Raw genomic sequence first — 16720 nt, 5'->3', positions numbered from 1 at the left:
GTGGTTTTAACAATCAGTTGATGGTAATTTGCTGCATATTTTATGTAAGGTGTTCTGAATTAGAAGAAAATACAAGGGGTTGGATTCATTTATATAATTTAGAAGTATTACGTTGTCTGAATTCTGTGGTTATTTATATTTTCGCAAGCATGACAATGCTTTACTTTTGATAAGAGGTTTAATTTAGGGGGCAATTTATTACCACTTAGATCTAGATCCCCTCATAAAGGCGCAGTGTTTATAGTCAATACTGTAACAATAGATTGATTAGCGTTGTAAAACTTAGATTTTGTTATTCACATTATGGAGAGCTTGTGTATATGCCATTTTTTAAATAACCACCTCAAATGTTTGATTAAATTGCTTTAAAGCGGCTTCTATGCGGGTTACGCCTAAGTCAAACTCAGCTCGAGTTGCAGGCCCACCTAGGGTGAGACGAATACCATTTGGACTTTCCGCTTTTAGGGCTGGAACGTCGCGGATAAAGGCGTCTAGCGTTCTTACAATTACCTTATGTGCTTTTAATACGCCGCAAAACTCAAACATATTCTGCGACTGGGCTAAGGGAATATACACATTTAAACTGGCAAACTGCGCATCTATTTCATAAGTTTCAAGCAGCTTTTTTATTTGTTCAATTCGATAGCGTATCTCATCTGCAAGCTTAGTTTGATTATAAGTAAACTCATTACTTTTAATGGCGCGCATTATTAACTCAAAATTCATTGAGGAAACAGCCCAACATTCGCTATGCAGTTGTTTTAAAATCGGTTGCTCCCAAAGTATCGGAGGCAACAAGTAACCGGCTCTAAGCCCGCCAGCAAAATATTTTGAAAAGCTTGAAATATAAAACACCCGATCAGGTGCTTGCTGCCATAATGGTAATCGCCAATGCTCAGGCAAACAGTAATTTACGTCATCTTCAATGATGAAAAAGTTATACCGGCGACTCAGCGCCAGCAGGGCGTTTAAATTGTCACTGCTATAGCGAATATTTGTGGGGTTTTGACAGTTTGGCGTGATATACACCGCTTTAATTGTGCGCGACTTACACAATGCTTCAATTTGGTTAAGATCAATCCCTTCGTAATGCATATCGACTTGCGCTAATGATAGATTAAGTGAGTGACAGGCATGATAAAAACCTGGGTAGCACATAGATTCTGCTATGACAGTATCGCCACTTTCACACAAGGTTGCTAGTGTTGTGAATATTCCTTGCTGAGCGCCTTGGGTAAATATCAGTGGATGATTTAAGCAATCAAAGCCCTTATCTGCCAGCCATTGTTGAAAAAATCGCTGATGTGAGGCAAGCCCGTTGAGTTTATAAACCATCACATCAGTTAATGCACTTTGATCCTCTGACAACGATTGCAGGGCATTCGTCATAACATGCTGTTGCCCCATCATCGGTTGCATGCTCGAAGCAAAGTCTGTGTCGCCCTCAAAATGACTTAACTCCACTACTTTACTTACAAAGGTGCCAGCCCCTAATTTTGCAGTAACTAACCCTCGTTGCTCAAGCAATGCATAAGCACGAGTTACTGTGCCATGTGTAATATTTAAGCTGTCAGCGAGTAGCCGTTGGGCCGGTAATTTTTGCTCAAAGGACAGCTCTTTGCTGTCAATAGCGTGTTCAATTAAAGCAGCTAATGCGCGATATTTGGGTTGGGTGTCACATAGGCGACTAAACAGAGTGTGATCAGGTTTGTAAATTGTATTCATAACAATAAAAATGTTGATGATTTTATATAATTATGACAATTAATAGTTATTAAACAACCACAATATTGTATCAATACAATTAATCATTATGAATACAGCTAATGTTTTTGAGCTTGCACCTGCTCTCATGCTATTTTGTTTTGCTGCGTCAATCACGCCGGGGCCTAATAATATTTTGCTTACTCACTCAGGCACACATTTTGGCGTGACTAAAACCCTGCCGCACCTACTGGGTATTCGAGCGGGCATGACGATAATGCATTTGGCAATGCTATTAGGATTAGGAAAACTTTTTTTAATGCAGCCAAAACTGCATTTTTTTCTACAGCTTTGTGCCAGTGGTTATATTTTATATTTAGCATACAAGGTGGCTAGTAGCTCTCAAGTGAAAGGGGAGAATGCTCAAGCGAGGCCTTTAAACTTCTATCAAGGCATGCTTTTTCAGTTGATCAATCCTAAGTCATATGCCGTGTTAATGACACTTTGTACCGCACTTACTTTACCTGGGAGTGCCTATTGGCCTTCTGCAATTTTGGGCGTGGTTATTTTTAATCTTGTCGCGGCTTGCTCAGGTTTGTTTTGGGTAAACTTTGGCAAATACATGCGACAATTTTTAAATAAGCCAACTACCTTTAAACGTTTTAATTGGGCGATGTCATTATTTCTTGCAGCATCAATACCATTAGTCTTTATATCAAAATCGAACACGTTATAAGGAGTTGAAATGAAATTTACTCAGCAATTGTCAGCACAACAATTTACCCAAGCGTTTGAGTTTTTATCTGAACGAAGTTATTGGAGTAAAGGCATTAGTCGTGAACGGTTAGAAAAAGCGTTCGCACATTCACAGTGCTTTGCATTAATTGAAAATAACCAGTTGCTGGCATTTGCAAGAGTGGTGACTGACCGAGCAACTTTCGCCAACTTATTGGATGTATTTGTGTTAGAGCAATTTAGAGGACAAGGGTTGGGTAAAACGCTGATGGATCATGTAATGAGCCACCCTGAGTTGCAATCGTTGCGCCGTTTTACACTGACAACAAGAGACGCTCATTCGCTTTATCAACAATTTGGTTTTCAAAGCCAAGTAAACCCCAATCTCGCAATGGAAAAGTGTTTAGTTGGCGGGTACTCAACATTATTACAGCGGCAAAATTAAGTACGGATTGAACGTTTTAATGCGTGCAGTTAAACCCGCCGATGTGAACTGGCAAAACCTGCTATTGCGTCACTACTTTAATTTACCCATTGTTTAATTCTTTTTGAGGGTTATTCAAAAGCACAGCCCCGCTTTGTTCCTCACCTAAGTAATCGTCTTTATTGTAAATAGGGCACTTGGTCATTGACAGGCAACCGCAGCCGATGCAGCCGTCAACTCGCTCGCGTAGGCGCTGCATAAAAGCAATACGTTCATCAAGTTGTGCTTGCCAGTTTTTTGATAGTGCTGACCAATCTTCTTTAGTTGGGGTACGTTGCTCGGGCAGAGTTGCCAGTGTTTGTTTGATTTCTTCAAGCGTTATACCCATTGCTTGCGCCGCTTTTATTACCGCTACACGACGCAGTACATCTGGTTTATAGCGTCGTTGGTTGCCGTTGTTTCGCCAGCTACGGATCAAGCCTTTGGTTTCGTAAAAGTGCAGTGTTGATACTTTTACACCGCTGCGTTTAGCAACAAAGCCCACGGTTAAGTTGGCTTCGACGAGTTTTTTTTGTTGAACGGTCATAGTTTTCTTCTTTTTAAAAATTTCCAGATTGCTTATTGACCTTAAGTTAGCTTGAGGTTTTAAGCTTTGCTTCATCATAAAAAAAGGAGCTAACCCAATGCAAGAAAAATCAGCACATAACACCGCAATCATTTATTCAAGTGGCCGTAAAAATGGCAATACTACCGCGCAAGCGAATGCGTATAGCAAGCAACAAAGCGGCATTGTTTTTTGCTTAGATGATTATGTTATTTCACCTTATCGTTATGACAAGCAATATAAAAATGATGATTTTTATAATTTGTTTGAAGTGTTATTACGCTATGATCATTGGGTGTTCGCATCCCCTGTGTATTGGTATAACACTACGCCACAAATGAAGGCGTTTATGGATCGAATTACTGATTACATGGATGACGAGGCGTTAAAACCTAAGCTTAGAACCTTGCGCCAAAAACAGTTTTCACTGTTGTCTAATGCTACCTCTCCCTCAGCGCCAGACGCATTTATAGCTATGTTTAAACATACCTTTAATTATTTAGGGATGACTTTTAAAGCACATTCACATGTTCAGGCTAGTTAAATAGCGGTAATCGAGTTAGGCTAAACAAAAAAGTAAAAAGGATGCTTTATGAAAACGTTACTTTTAGGCTTTAGCCTTCTTATAACTAGCTTAACAATGATCGCTGCTGAGCCAGCACCTGTTATCAAAGATTTTGGTTATTTTTACAATGTAGCAAAGCATGTGTCGGACTTAAGCCAAACGCAGTTTAAAATTGCCTTTGATGTAGGGGATGGTGCTGAAAAAGGCGCGCAAAATAATCATATTAATTCGTTAGCGCGTTTTATTAATATGCATGTTGCTCATGGTGTGAAGCCAGAAAACATTCAGCTGGCCTTAGTTATACATGGTAGTGCCAGCGTTGATGTGCTTGAAAACAGCTTTTATAATGCTCGCTTTGATACCGATAATAAAAACCAATCCTTGCTCAACCAGCTGCTTGCGAATAACACCGTTGTGTATGTGTGTGGGCAGTCGGCAATGCATATGAAGGTAGCGCCGGAGCAGCTTATCCCTGGGGTGAAAATGGCGCTTTCTGCAATGACCGCTCATGCGCAGTTACAGCAGCAAGGCTATACGCTGAACCCGTTCTGATGAATATTCTGTGTTTTGGCGACTCCAATACCTTTGGAATTTCCCCTATTGATGGTAAACGGCTGGCTGAAACTGAGCGCTGGCCGGGCATACTTGCAAAATTGCTAGGCTCAGAACACCAAGTGATTGAAGCGGGGCAGCCAAATAGAACCTTAGTTAAAGATCCGCCATTTAGTGGTGATAAATCAGGCATTAAGTATTTAAAACCGTATCTGGAAGCGCACACAGTTGATGTAATTATTATTCAGCTTGGTACGAATGATTTAAAAGCCCGCTTTACACTTTCTGCTATCGATATTACACAGGCGCTGGAGGAGTTGATTTTAGCTATTAAAGCTTTTTATCACGGCCAAACACAGCCAAAAATAATCATCTTGAGTCCGCCAAAGGTGTATGAAGTGGGCAACTACAAAAACATTTACGCAGGTGCAAGCAATAAAGCAAAGCAATTATCTATAGAGTTTAAAATAGTGGCAGGTCGTCAAGATTGTTTGTTTATAGACGGCTTTGCACTTATCTCTGCATGTCCTAATGAGGGAGTACATTGGCCTTGTAAAACGCATAAGCTGCTTGCAAAGCGCTTATTAGCGTTATTTTAAAGTAGGGTACGAGAGAGCTCTTTATATGATTTGCCAATTTTAATAATAGCCCCACTACTGAGTTCAACATATTCATTGTTAACAGCAATTACCTTACTTTTATTAATTAAGTACGATTTATGAATTTGTATAAATGAACCTGCTAGCTGCTGAGAAAGCTGCTTCAATGTTGTTGTGGCAAGTGTGGTGTTGTGTACCTGATGCAACTTTACATAATTACCGTAGGCTTCAAGGTACTCAATAGTATCTAAGGTGAATTTACGTTTTTCTCGGTCAACCTTGAGGGTAATAGTTTTGGGTTGTTGAGTTAAAGGCTGTGCAGTGCGTTGGTACACTTTGTTGAGTGCCTGGCTCAGCCTTGGTGCTGAAACAGGCTTAAGCAAATAGTCTGTTACATTCAGCTCAAAGCCGGCTACGGCATAGTCTTGATAGGCACTCACTATGATCACTTGCGGAGGATCCGCGAGTGCTTTTAATAGCTCAAGCCCTGTTAACTCTGGCATATTAATGTCTAAAAAAACTAACTCAATGTCTGATTTCGCCAGCGCACATAAGGCATCCTTAGCGCTATAGTATTGGCCAATCAGATTAATATTGCTGTGTGCTGTTAAATGATGTTGAATTACTTGATGCGCCAGTGGCTCGTCATCAACGATGATTGCTTTTATCATTTTGACAGCTCCAATGTCAGTGTCGTTTGCCAAATTTCCTCTTGCTCATATGTTGTGAGTGAATGTTTATTTGGGTATAAAAGTTTTAACCGTCTTAGTAGATTGTTAAGCCCGATCCCCCGTTTATTTTTGGCCATTTTAGGTCTCATTGGGTTTGCGCAATAAAGCGTTAATATGTTGTCATTGATAGTAATTTTAATCGTTATTGCTGCTGCATCTGAGCTGGGTTCAACACCGTGTTTTATGGCATTCTCAACGATAATAATCAGTAGTAACGGCGCTATGTTAAACGTCTCTGAATTGCTTGGCCAAACTAGATTAAATTTACATTGATGAGCACTTCTAATTTTGTGTAATTCGATAAAGTTTTTAAGATAATCTAGCTCTTCTGTTAATGGAACAGATGGCTTTTGACCTTCATAAACGGTGTATCGCAGTAAATCAGCTAAATGCAGCACTAATTGCGGTGCTTGGTCTGATTTTGTCAGTGTAAGTGCATATAAGTTATTTAAGGTATTAAATAAAAAGTGTGGATTAACTTGTTGTTGTAGTAATTTTAGCTCGGTTTGGACTTGTTGCTTGGCGATTTCATTAAACTTACTTTGTTGCTGTTGGCGCTCAAACGCTAAAATAATGGGGGTGCTTATAACAAGAAAGAGCAGCATAAACTGATAGTTATACTTACTAAAAATGTTTTGGCTGCCACTGGGGGTTAGGTTTGCAATGCCTGTGGGTAGATCATTTATAGGTAGGGTAAGCACTATTGCGGTTAATAAAGGGGTCAAAACCGCTATAAAAATTATGCATGCAGCGACAAAGGTAAACACGCCGTGAGTCGCGAGTAAATGACGAATAAGGATATAGCGGTTAAATAGATACAGGCCATAAATAATCACTGCATAAACACTCAGTTGCCAAAAATAAGCAAAAAATTGGCTAAACTGGGAAACTATTTTACTGGGTTCAAAAATCAATGCGAAAGGTTGATTTAGTAAAGGATTATCATGCGTATTGAGTACTCCAGCCATGATAAATGACCAGCAAAAGAGTATTATCAGCACTACATTATCTAATGATATTAATGAACTAAGCCATTGGGTAATTAGTGATTTTTGAATCGTTATAGTGCGTTGAGATATCAGCCATATAATGCTCGCCCCAGTGCATAAAATCCAACCTTGCAGTTCAAGATAATGCCAATTGGCAAATTGTGAAAACACCGTATTTACTGTGTACATTAAGGCAGGGTAAGCGATAAAGCCTAACAACCAGATCATAACAGCCAGCCTTGTTGGTCGCTTAAATGCCATAACATGTGCAATGAAAAAAGGCAGGCACTCTAACAGTAGCTGCACATTTATTTGTAAGTAAAGTGTAGGTGAGCTGAGCCTTAAAGATAGGTAGCGTATGTGGGCTTCAAGCAAAACAGCAGCAAAAAGAGGCAGCAATGCAATAACATATTTTACCTTAATCCGCTGTGATACAAAGGAAATAACCGCCTGCACATTTAACTCCAATTTAAATTCAGTTGATATATTACTTTAACCTTTAAGAGCCTAAAACACATCTTTGCGCTCGTAAATTTACATTTTTAGAGTTCATAATTACTCAAACTCTGGGGTAGTTTAGTGTTTATGTTGTTTAAAACATGCAGATAATGATGAAAGTAAGGTTTTTAATGATGAGTAGCCAATAGTTACTCTTATCCCTTAGTTTTAGGTGTTGATCATTACTTGCTAGCTGATTGTATAGCTGTTGCTTAATGTGACTATTCGTCAATTGAGGAACATAACGATGCTAACACTTACAAATATTAATAAAAAATATGCAGATGGGACCCAAGCATTAAGTGATATTTCCATTACTTTACCAACCGGAATGGTTGGCTTACTTGGGCCAAATGGCGCGGGTAAGTCAAGCTTAATGCGCACGCTTGCTTGTTTGCAAAGCGTTGATAATGGTCAGGTGAATTTTAACGGTTTAGATGTGTTGCAACATCCCGATGAAATGCGCAAGCAACTAGGCTATTTACCGCAGCAATTTGGTGTTTATCCAAATATGAGTTGTATTGCTTTGCTGGAGCATATCGCAATTTTAAAGGGCCTGGGTAGAAAAGATCGAAAGCAGCAAATAAGTGAGCTCTTGGCGCTATTAAATTTATCTCAGTTTGCAAACAAAAAGGTGAGCCACTTTTCTGGTGGGATGAAACAACGCTTTGGTATTGCTCAAGCGTTGCTAGGTGATCCTAAGCTGATTATTTTAGATGAACCAACCGCTGGGCTAGACCCCGCAGAGCGTGAAAGTCTCAATAATTTACTCGTAACTATTAGTAAGCAGCGTCTGGTGCTGTTATCTACCCATATTGTGGAAGATATAGAAAATCAGTGTCATTTTGTAGCGATGATCAATCAAGGTCGGTTAATTCAAAGTGGCGAAGTAGATGCACTAATAAAACCATTACATGGTTATGTATGGCTGCTAAAAAGCCTTCCTACCGCATTACCCCAAGGGGCCGTTGTATTAAGCCAAAGTTATCGATACGGCAAACCGTTATTTCGTGTTTATGCCAGAGTGGCGCCCGCTGAACATGCAATACCTGCTGAAGTGACGCTGCAAGATACATACTTTTATGAGTTGAGATCGCGAGGTAGTAACACATGCGACTGATCAACGAACTAGGTTATGTGTTTCGCCAGCCTTTGGTTTGGCTTTGCTTTTTAGCCGCCCCGCTATTTGCGTTTACATTAGCATCAGGTTTAGCCGTCGAAGGCAGCGACGTTATAAACCAATTTAAGCTCCATTTAGTTGCACTACACATGATGCAACTAGCTTTACTTACAGGAGCTTTAGCACCGACATTTTTTTTGCGTGATCAAATACACAATATGCAAGAGCTGGTGGCAGTGACGCCTATCACGTTTAAACAAAGTGCATTGCTACGTGTAGGTACGTTGGTGTTGTGTGTGTTTGTGATTGCGCTTATCAGTACGCTGGTAATGGTGGTTATGCAAATGCATAGCAAAGGTTTTGACTGGCAAATTATCAACCAACTGGCTTGGAACAGCCTGTTTGTGTTGCTTCCTAATAGTTGCTTGCTTGGCGTAATTGCATTTTGGTTTTGCCAAAAATTCAGCAGTGCTCTGGTGAACTATGTTGTATTTGCAGTTTTATGGATTGGTTACTTACTGCTTGCAAGTGTTACAGGCAATCGCATATTAGCGGGAAGTAGTATTATCAGCGAAACCAGTTATCAACTGTTTATATGGTTAGATCCTTTTGCATACACCGCGATTATAGGTAGCTTTATTGAGCCTCAGGGCTGGGCTATAGCCGTTAATCGGGTGCTGATATTGTTACTCACAACCGTTATCTATTGTAGTGCGGTTGCTGCGAGTAGCGTTTTTAGCTCGTTCAATAAGCCAGTAAAAAATGCACTGAGCTATTCACAGTCAGTGACAGTAGCAAGTGTTTCGTACCAACCTGCGAGTGCAATAAACCATGAACTGCCGATATTTTTCGCATTTTATAAAGCCGCGCTTTGCAATGTTTTAAAACACCCAATGACACTATTAATTTTATTAGTTTGGCCTGCCATGGTTTTCAATAGTGTTGCCTCTTCTGCTGATTATGCAGAGCCGCTGAGTGTAATAAGCGCAACCAGCATCGATGCAATTAATCACTATGCATTTGATATGCAAATACTGATTGGGTGTTTATTGATGGTGCTTTGGAGCTGGCAGGTAAGCTGTTATGCAAAGCGTTTTAATATGGCTGAGTTAATCGCTGTAACGCCAGTTAAAACGGCCACTATTTTATCTAGTCAATTACTGATACTGACTACCTTGGTTATTATTTTTTCAACGATGAGCTTTGTGGGCGCTTCCTTAGCGCAGTGGTTTAATGGTAGTCAATATCAAGCGTATGATCATGTATATGTTTTATGTTTAACGGCACTACCCCTGATGCTAATTGCATGGGTAACGGTGTGTGTGTTTAATCTTTGTCGTTCAATACTGATTGCAGCACTGGTTGTTTTTGTAATGTTATTACTCAAATTTACACCGGTTATGACTTACTTAGGACTCACTCATACATTTTGGAGTCTAGCTTGGACCCCCTTACAACCACCTAATGAATTTTGGCAATATCGTGCAAGTTTGAATAGTTATTGGCCATATATGTCGGTGTGGTTGGTGGCCTGCATAAGCTTTATATTGCTAAGTTGCGCATTTAATCATCGCGGTGCAGGGCTTGGCAGGCGTGCTGTTAAGCGAAAAGATGCATGGTTAATTATGCCAGTACTTCTCTCAATCGGTCTATTTGTGCAATTACATATGCGTTTGGTTTACGAAAAGCCGCTCACCAATTCACATAAACGTGAAGCCTTTAAAGCCAATTATGAAAAAACCTTTGCAGATTGGCAGCATAAATTGCAACCTCAGGTTAGCCATATTGATGCAAAAATTGACTTTTATCCACATCAGCAGTTTGCCAAGTTTGATCTTACGTACACCTTAAAGAATCCGCATGCAAGGGCAATTAAGCAAATTTTAGTCGGCAGAGCGGGATTTTATAAGTGGGCGAAGGTGAAGATTGCAGGTGCGACACAAATCGCTTTTTATCCTGACTTAAATCAAGCTGTGTATGAGTTTGCAGTAGCAATAAAACCGCATGAGACACGGCAATTAACAACACAATTTGAAGTACATCAAGCAACATTGTGGCCAGCTGGTGGGCATCAAATCATTACCCCAGAGTTTAGCTATATTCGAGCAGTTCCGGTGCTGCCAACCATTGGCTATCAAATCAACTATGAGTTAACAGATACAAGCTTACGAGCTCAATATGGTTTGCAACCAAAGGTTCGCCCTTTAGCTTCAGCGTTACTTACTAAAGGGCAAAATAGACCAGAGCACTATGAGCGCATAACGATGTCGAGCAAAATATCAACGGCAGCGGGGTATCAAGTTGTGACACAGGGCAAGCAAATTGCGCATCAACGTGAGCAGGGCCGTGAGATATTTGAGTTTAAAACATTGACTGCCATTAATAACTTACCAGCTTGGCTGTCAGTGCCTTTTACTGCTGAAACGAAAAAGCATGATGGTATTACTTTACAAGTATTCGCAAAAAATCAAGATGTGCTTGAGCGTGCCGATGCAACCGCCGTTAATTTACAAGCGATGAGCGACACACTTGATTGGTTTAAAAATAATATTGTTGCGTATAAAGCCAAGCAATTGAGCTTAGTTGCTGCTGCGCCGTTTGGGAGTACTGGCTATGCCTTACCGCAAATTATACTAATTGAAGATAAAGTGGGTTTTAGGGCTCGACCAAGCGATGATGCTGGCTTTGATCAGCGTTATCGCCGTGCAGTGCATGAAACTGCGCATCAGTGGTTTGGTCATGATATTGGTAATAGTGTGCCTGCAGACAGTGCTTTTTTAGTTGAGTCGATGGCCAAATATATCGAACTAGTGATCATAGAAAAGCGCTACGGTAAAGCCGCTATGAACGCATTAGTTGATTATGAAACAAAGCGCTACAAGCAAGCATCGCGTATGGATATTGCCGCTAAAGTGGCGTTGATTGATTCAACAAAAAGCTATGATCAATATTCAAAAGCAACGATCGTATTTGCTAAGTTAAGAGCTGAAATAGGCGATGAAGCTATAATTAGCGCACTTAAATCAGTATGGCAAGAGTATGCGTATCCAAACCGACCTGCAACGGCAATGGATTTTATTCAGGCGTTAAAACAACAAGTTGAAGCACAGCATATTGCACTTATCAATACGCTGTTTTTAGATGTTTGAGCGAACAAAAAACCACAGTTTACAAGCTGTGACTGTGTTTTTATACGTAGTTTAATGGTCGGTAAAATGCGCTTAATGTAAATTATAGTGATTATTAAATAACCCACTTTGTATTTTAATATTACTTAAAGCCGCGTATAATGCGCGGCCTATTTTTAGTGTCTGTGTGGTGTTTTTTGAAGTCGATATGCAAACAATATGGTGTGGTATTTATCTTGTTAAGCTTATTAACGGGCTTAATTGGCGCATTTGTTAATCCACTAATGAGTTTGTTTATTGTGGAAGGCTTACAAAGTCCACCCATTTATTTGGGCGTATACACCACAGGTGTCACGCTAATGGGCATTCTCTTTAGCCAATGGTTAGGCGGATTGGCTGATAACGGCGTAAGCGCTAAAAAAATGTTTATGATTGCGGTCTCAGGGATGGCTCTCGCATTAGTCATATTCGCTAACGCAACATCTTTTTGGCAGGTGTTTGCAGCCGGCGTGTTGTTGCTGTCAATGGGCAATGCCGCGATACCGCAAGTTATGACTATTGCTCGTCAGTGGGCTGATGAGCAAGAGCATATTGATATCACCCAGTTTAATACTCGCCTGAGAGCCGCGATTTCATTTGCGTGGGTCGCAGGACCGCCACTTGGCTATTTGCTTGCGTCAGGGGTTGCCTTTAGTCGCTCATTTTATACCGCAGCTACGTTTGCGTTATTGGCATTAATTTTTGCGATAAAGTTTTTGCCCAGCGTTAATGCTAACGACAGAGCTAAAAAAGCTGAACCAAATCAGCCGATCAATCACTCTTTTTGGGCCTTAGGGGCTGCTATAACATTTGCTTCAATTGGTAATATTATGTACGCCAGTGCTTTACCACTTTATACAATAAATGAACTGGGTTTTGCTAATAATATGCCTGGCATATTTATGGGCATGGTGGCATTAATTGAGATCCCTGTGATGTTGTATAGCGCCAAGCTCAGCAAGCGTATCACTAAAACAGCCTTGTTGGGCTTTGCTTTTAGCTGCGCTATGTTGTTCTATATTGGCGTATTTTTTGCCGTTCAAGTATGGCAATTCTTTGTACTACAAGGTGTTAATGCTATTTTTTATGGCATCTTTGCGGGGATCGGCCTGACTATTTTACAAGAGCAACTGCCATCACGAATTGGTTTTACCTCTGCTTTTTATGGTAATGCCATTAAAGTCGGGGTGATGCTCGGCACCGCTAGTACCGGTTTAATTGCCCAGTGGTTTAGTTTTCGCTTTGCCACGCTAGGCTCGCTTATTGCGGCAAGCCTTGCGCTGAGCTGCTTATTAATATTTAGTTATTTCAAGCGCCAAGAGAGCGAGTCACAAGAGCGGCTTTTAGTGCAAAGCGTGATTTAAAAAAGCCGCTGTGTATTAACCACCGCGGCTTTGGGTATTGATCTAAGGAAGATGAGTTTAGAATTCGTAGCTGACACTTAAGCGTGTTGTACGCGGCATAATGTAACGGCCATTGGGGGCGTCGGCATTACGTGGGTCGCCTTCGGTAATACCTTGCTCGTCGGTTAAGTTATCAATGGCTAATTGCAGTTTGATCCCTTCCATTGGCTCAAGGATAAAACCTAAGTCAACTTTTTCGTAGCCATCAAGTGTTACGGTGTTTTCGTTATTACCAAAGCGGTCATCAACCGCTGACAAAGTACCATAGAGTGTGGCGTACATGCCGTTTATTTCAAAGTCATAGCTTGGCGTAACACGCACTTGCCATTTAGGCTGACGCTGGCTTTTATTGCCCTGATTAGATGGGCTTTCTGTGATTTCAGTCTCTTGAATGGTCGAGTTTAAGTTTACTGAAAAGCCAGATTCATGATTATAGTTATAATCAAGCTCCACACCGTACGCCTCATTGGTGAGGATTTCAGCGGGTACTCCTGGGCGGCGTACAAACGTATCGCCTTTGACTTCATTGGTAAATAAGGTCGCGAAGAAATCAGTACTCTGGGTTATTAGCTTATAGCCAAGTTCGGCTTGAGTAACTTCTTTAATAAGCTTTTCGCCTCCTTGGTAAGCACCGTAGTTATCTCTAAAATCATCAAAGTAAGGCATTTTGTAGCCGCGGTTTACACGTGCAAATACACCCATGTCATCGTTAATGGAGTAGTTTAAACCTGTGGTCCATGAGGTTTTACTTTCATCATATTGCACCGTTTTATTGATAGCACCATCAAGCCCTTCATCAACGCTGTACTCTACATCATGGCTTTCATAACGCAGGCCACCATCAAGGGTGAGAGCTTGGCTTAGCTTATACTGTGCTGTGGTGTAAAAAGCATTAGTACGTGCATCACCTGATGAATTAATGTCGTAATTAAAATCACAGCCTTCAGTGCTTTCGTTGCAAGCGATGTCATTGAGCATTTCACCACCCGCTTCAAGCACATGATAGGCGGTATTGCCTAAGCTCCACCAATCGTTGGCTGAAGTGCTGGCTGTGTAATAGCCTAGCGCAATAGATAAATCATCAAATTGTTTTGAAAATGCTAAGTCATTAGTAAATGAGCTTATTTCTTTGAGTACCACCCAACGGCCAACTTGTTGTACAGGGGTATCGCTCTCATAAGTTTTGCCAGTAGCAGCCCCGGTGGCCGATTGGCCATTATCAGCCACTTCACCCATTGTAGTCGCGGAGCCTGCAGGAACTAAACCAAATGTATTGGCGTCGCCTTTGGTGATATTAAAGCGGTCTGAAAAAGTCCAGCCATTGTCAAATTCAAGTTTAATGCTACCACCCGATACATGGCCATCCCAACCGCGGCCATCGCCAATATCAACTTGGTGCGCGTCATTATTTGGCCCAGTATAAATGGTCGCTTGGCGATTTAGCGTGCCAAGTTGGGTGTACTCAGCATCAATGCCATCAACATTGAGCGGCGTGGGTAAGTACCATGCGCCATGATCGTCGGTTTGGCGAGTGTAGAAATTCATTTCACCGTTATCGAGTTCTTTAGTGATATTAATCGTAAATTGGCTGCCTTTCTCTGAGGTAAAGCCTGCATCACGAATACCTGGTGAGCTTTTTACATAACCGCCTACCATAAAGTATAAGTCGTCAGATATTTCACCGCTGACAACGGCGTCAACACGTTGCAAATCGTAATCAGAGGTGGTGTATTTAAACAAACCTTGGGTGTCTTCACTGCCACGCTTTAAACGAAAGTTAGTGGTTAAACCGGGTTGGCCATTTGAAACTACCGGGTTTGGGCCGCCACGTAGCGCTTCCATGGTTTCGATGGTTTCATCGATTCTAAAGAGTGACGAGTTTTCTAAAAACGATAATGTTGGGGCAGGGTAAACGGGTGAGCCTTCAAGGCTAAGTGTTAGAAATGGGGCGTCGCCACCACCTGGAAACCCTCGCACAAACACATTAGCACCGGATTCCCCCCCAGAGCTTTCAACCCACACACCAGGCACGGCTTTAAATAGGTCTGCGGTGCTTTTTGGTGAAAGCTTAATTATTTGTTCGGCATCAATATTGGTAACCGCGTAACTGGCATCAATTTTACGAACGCCCATACCGGCAGGAGTACCTGAGACCACAATACGTTCGACTTTTTTATTGGTTGTAGTTTGCTCGCTATTTGCGTCTTGATCAGCAGATGCAGCTTGGCTGCTGAGCGCTAATACAATGGCGCCTGTCAGTATGCTTGGTGTGTGTGTTGTTGTCATGTTGCTTTCCCATTTTTTGTTAGTTATTTAAAAAACTATAAATAACAAAGCACTAACTGATTACTAAGGCATGTTAATGCTGTGTTCTTTTAAACCTTAGAACTTTATGCAAACGTTTGCAATTATTTTTTGCAACTTTCTGTATTATTTTTATACACACTGATGTTTATTATGAAATTTAAGTCTTGGCACAGCCTAATTTTAATAATGGTGGTATATTACAACTTCACGATTTAAGGAAGGCGTCGTTTTTAGCAATGAATAACAAACAACTAAAGTTAGCGGATCTTGCCAAGCTTGCGGGTGTATCAACCTCGACGGTATCGCGTGCGTTAAATGATAACCCATTGATAAAAAAAGAAACGCGAGATAAATTAAAGCAATTAGCTAAACAACATAACTTTAGTTTAAACACAGCTGCGAGCCGCCTTCGCTCGCAAAAAACCAATGTGGTCGCTGTGATCATTAATTTTGATAGTGGCACAGAGCAATCTATTAATGACCCGTTTTTACTTAAAGTAGTAGGAGAAATAAATCTCGCTTTGAATAAACAAGGGCTAGAACTGTTGCTGTCAAATTCCTTTATGGCCGGTGATGACTGGGCGAATTACTTTATCAATAGTCGCCGTGCCGATGGCATTATCGTGGTTGGGCAAGGTAAAGATCCTACAAATATTGAAGCTGCGGCTGCTGCAGGCGTGCCTTTAGTGGTATGGGGGGATCCAAAAACGCCCAGTAATTACCCTATAGTCGGCAGTGATAATTTCGTGGGTGGACGCTTAGCAACAGAGCATTTATTGGCTGCAGGCGCAAAAAAAATACTGTTTTTAGGTGACCCCGGGCATGCTGAAATTGGTGAACGCTATCGAGGTTATCTTGCTGCAATAACTACCGCGAAAGCTACACCACACGTAGTTTCCATCGATATTACCAGTCGTGCAGCGTACCAAGGGATCAACCAATTGTTGGTTGAAAAAGGTTTATGCTTTGATGGCATTATGGCTTGTAGTGATATGGTGGCACTTGGTGCGATGAAAGCCTTAAAAGAGCGCTATATCAGCATTCCAAATGACGTTGCTTTGGTTGGTTTTGATGATATTGCGATGGCAGATATTAGCCATCCTTCACTGTCGAGTATTAAGCAAAACACTCAGCAGGCGTCTGTGATCTTAGTTGAAAAATTATTAGCCCAGCTACAAGGCCACTCTGCTGAATCTCAAGTCATTGAAATAGAGTTAGTTAATCGTCAATCTAGTAAACGTTAATAAACTAAATAGCCAATTAATATCGATTCCTTTTAAAATGAAAATGCAAACGTTTGCATTTTTCTGTGCGTTACACTA

14 protein-coding genes are annotated in these 16720 nt (G+C 41.0%); 9 read left to right on the top strand and 5 right to left on the bottom strand.

All coding sequences use genetic code 11. The features are described 5' to 3' along the window. Positions 1-330: 330 nt before the first annotated feature. Complete coding sequence (locus A7968_RS00290) at positions 331-1725, bottom strand: aminotransferase-like domain-containing protein (protein ID WP_064664587.1); 1395 nt, start codon at positions 1723-1725, stop codon at positions 331-333. A gap of 88 nt (positions 1726-1813) precedes the next feature. On the opposite strand from A7968_RS00290, the gene A7968_RS00285 reads away from it, so the two are divergent. Next, complete coding sequence (locus A7968_RS00285; protein WP_064664586.1) at positions 1814-2440, top strand: LysE family translocator; 627 nt, start codon at positions 1814-1816, stop codon at positions 2438-2440. Between the two features lie 9 nt (positions 2441-2449). Beyond that, positions 2450-2884: a GNAT family N-acetyltransferase gene (locus A7968_RS00280; RefSeq protein ID WP_064664585.1), complete on the top strand. Its 435-nt coding sequence runs from the start codon at positions 2450-2452 to the stop codon at positions 2882-2884. An 82-nt stretch (positions 2885-2966) separates the two neighbouring features. Here A7968_RS00280 and soxR read toward each other — a convergent pair whose 3' ends face one another. Next, positions 2967-3449, bottom strand: a complete 483-nt coding sequence (gene soxR, locus A7968_RS00275) for a redox-sensitive transcriptional activator SoxR (protein WP_064664584.1) — start codon at positions 3447-3449, stop codon at positions 2967-2969. Positions 3450-3546: 97 nt separating this feature from the next. Between soxR and A7968_RS00270 the strand changes: the two genes are divergently transcribed. Genes A7968_RS00270 through A7968_RS00260 form a run of 3 tightly spaced genes read left to right on the top strand, consistent with a single transcriptional unit; the run spans position 3547 to position 5183 of the window. Continuing rightward, entirely contained in the window at positions 3547-4011 is a 465-nt protein-coding gene (locus A7968_RS00270) for a flavodoxin family protein (protein ID WP_064664583.1), read from the top strand. A 48-nt stretch (positions 4012-4059) separates the two neighbouring features. After that, on the top strand, positions 4060-4584 hold the full coding sequence (locus tag A7968_RS00265) for a DsrE family protein (protein ID WP_064664582.1): 525 nt from the start codon (positions 4060-4062) through the stop codon (positions 4582-4584). Further along, a complete protein-coding gene (locus A7968_RS00260) occupies positions 4584-5183 on the top strand; it encodes an SGNH/GDSL hydrolase family protein (protein WP_064664581.1) in 600 nt (199 codons plus the stop codon). The genes A7968_RS00265 and A7968_RS00260 overlap by 1 nt, the downstream gene beginning before the upstream one ends. Here A7968_RS00260 and A7968_RS00255 read toward each other — a convergent pair. After that, positions 5180-5854, bottom strand: coding sequence for a LytR/AlgR family response regulator transcription factor (locus A7968_RS00255; RefSeq protein WP_064664580.1), 675 nt, complete (start codon positions 5852-5854; stop codon positions 5180-5182). The genes A7968_RS00260 and A7968_RS00255 overlap by 4 nt on opposite strands. Beyond that, entirely contained in the window at positions 5851-7131 is a 1281-nt protein-coding gene (locus A7968_RS00250; RefSeq protein WP_227008967.1) for a sensor histidine kinase, read from the bottom strand. Before A7968_RS00250 ends, A7968_RS00255 begins: the two co-directional genes overlap by 4 nt. 517 nt (positions 7132-7648) lie before the next feature. Between A7968_RS00250 and A7968_RS00245 the strand changes: the two genes are divergently transcribed. The 3 genes from A7968_RS00245 to A7968_RS00235 all read left to right on the top strand — a co-directional run bounded on the left by A7968_RS00245 (position 7649) and on the right by A7968_RS00235 (position 13052). Beyond that, entirely contained in the window at positions 7649-8521 is an 873-nt protein-coding gene (locus A7968_RS00245) for an ABC transporter ATP-binding protein (RefSeq protein ID WP_064664578.1), read from the top strand. Beyond that, positions 8512-11670: a M1 family aminopeptidase gene (locus A7968_RS00240; protein WP_084447942.1), complete on the top strand. Its 3159-nt coding sequence runs from the start codon at positions 8512-8514 to the stop codon at positions 11668-11670. Before A7968_RS00245 ends, A7968_RS00240 begins: the two co-directional genes overlap by 10 nt. A gap of 176 nt (positions 11671-11846) precedes the next feature. Then, positions 11847-13052, top strand: coding sequence for a sugar efflux transporter (locus A7968_RS00235; RefSeq protein ID WP_244270393.1), 1206 nt, complete (start codon positions 11847-11849; stop codon positions 13050-13052). A 57-nt stretch (positions 13053-13109) separates the two neighbouring features. On the opposite strand, the gene A7968_RS00230 is transcribed toward A7968_RS00235, so the two are convergent. Then, positions 13110-15377 carry a TonB-dependent receptor gene (locus A7968_RS00230; RefSeq protein WP_064664577.1) on the bottom strand — a complete coding sequence of 756 codons (2268 nt, stop codon included), beginning with the start codon at positions 15375-15377 and terminating at the stop codon, positions 13110-13112. A gap of 257 nt (positions 15378-15634) precedes the next feature. On the opposite strand from A7968_RS00230, the gene A7968_RS00225 reads away from it, so the two are divergent. Continuing rightward, positions 15635-16642 carry a LacI family DNA-binding transcriptional regulator gene (locus tag A7968_RS00225; protein ID WP_064664576.1) on the top strand — a complete coding sequence of 336 codons (1008 nt, stop codon included), beginning with the start codon at positions 15635-15637 and terminating at the stop codon, positions 16640-16642. Positions 16643-16720: the final 78 nt, after the last annotated feature.

This window comes from Pseudoalteromonas prydzensis (genome assembly GCF_001661495.1).
GTDB lineage: Bacteria > Pseudomonadota > Gammaproteobacteria > Enterobacterales > Alteromonadaceae > Pseudoalteromonas > Pseudoalteromonas prydzensis.
This window is presented reverse-complemented; position numbering and strand designations above follow the sequence as displayed.

Bases quoted from the DNA above. Each gene is read 5' to 3' on its own strand.
- A7968_RS00230 (WP_064664577.1), bottom strand. From the start codon at position 15,377: ATGACAACAACACACACACCAAGCATACTGACAGGCGCCATTGTATTA.
- A7968_RS00270 (WP_064664583.1), top strand. From the start codon at position 3,547: ATGCAAGAAAAATCAGCACATAACACCGCAATCATTTATTCAAGTGGC.
- A7968_RS00250 (WP_227008967.1), bottom strand. From the start codon at position 7,131: ATGATCTGGTTGTTAGGCTTTATCGCTTACCCTGCCTTAATGTACACA.
- soxR (WP_064664584.1), bottom strand. From the start codon at position 3,449: ATGACCGTTCAACAAAAAAAACTCGTCGAAGCCAACTTAACCGTGGGC.
- A7968_RS00260 (WP_064664581.1), top strand. From the start codon at position 4,584: ATGAATATTCTGTGTTTTGGCGACTCCAATACCTTTGGAATTTCCCCT.
- A7968_RS00245 (WP_064664578.1), top strand. From the start codon at position 7,649: ATGCTAACACTTACAAATATTAATAAAAAATATGCAGATGGGACCCAA.
- A7968_RS00265 (WP_064664582.1), top strand. From the start codon at position 4,060: ATGAAAACGTTACTTTTAGGCTTTAGCCTTCTTATAACTAGCTTAACA.
- A7968_RS00280 (WP_064664585.1), top strand. From the start codon at position 2,450: ATGAAATTTACTCAGCAATTGTCAGCACAACAATTTACCCAAGCGTTT.
- A7968_RS00285 (WP_064664586.1), top strand. From the start codon at position 1,814: ATGAATACAGCTAATGTTTTTGAGCTTGCACCTGCTCTCATGCTATTT.
- A7968_RS00240 (WP_084447942.1), top strand. From the start codon at position 8,512: ATGCGACTGATCAACGAACTAGGTTATGTGTTTCGCCAGCCTTTGGTT.
- A7968_RS00225 (WP_064664576.1), top strand. From the start codon at position 15,635: ATGAATAACAAACAACTAAAGTTAGCGGATCTTGCCAAGCTTGCGGGT.
- A7968_RS00255 (WP_064664580.1), bottom strand. From the start codon at position 5,854: ATGATAAAAGCAATCATCGTTGATGACGAGCCACTGGCGCATCAAGTA.
- A7968_RS00290 (WP_064664587.1), bottom strand. From the start codon at position 1,725: ATGAATACAATTTACAAACCTGATCACACTCTGTTTAGTCGCCTATGT.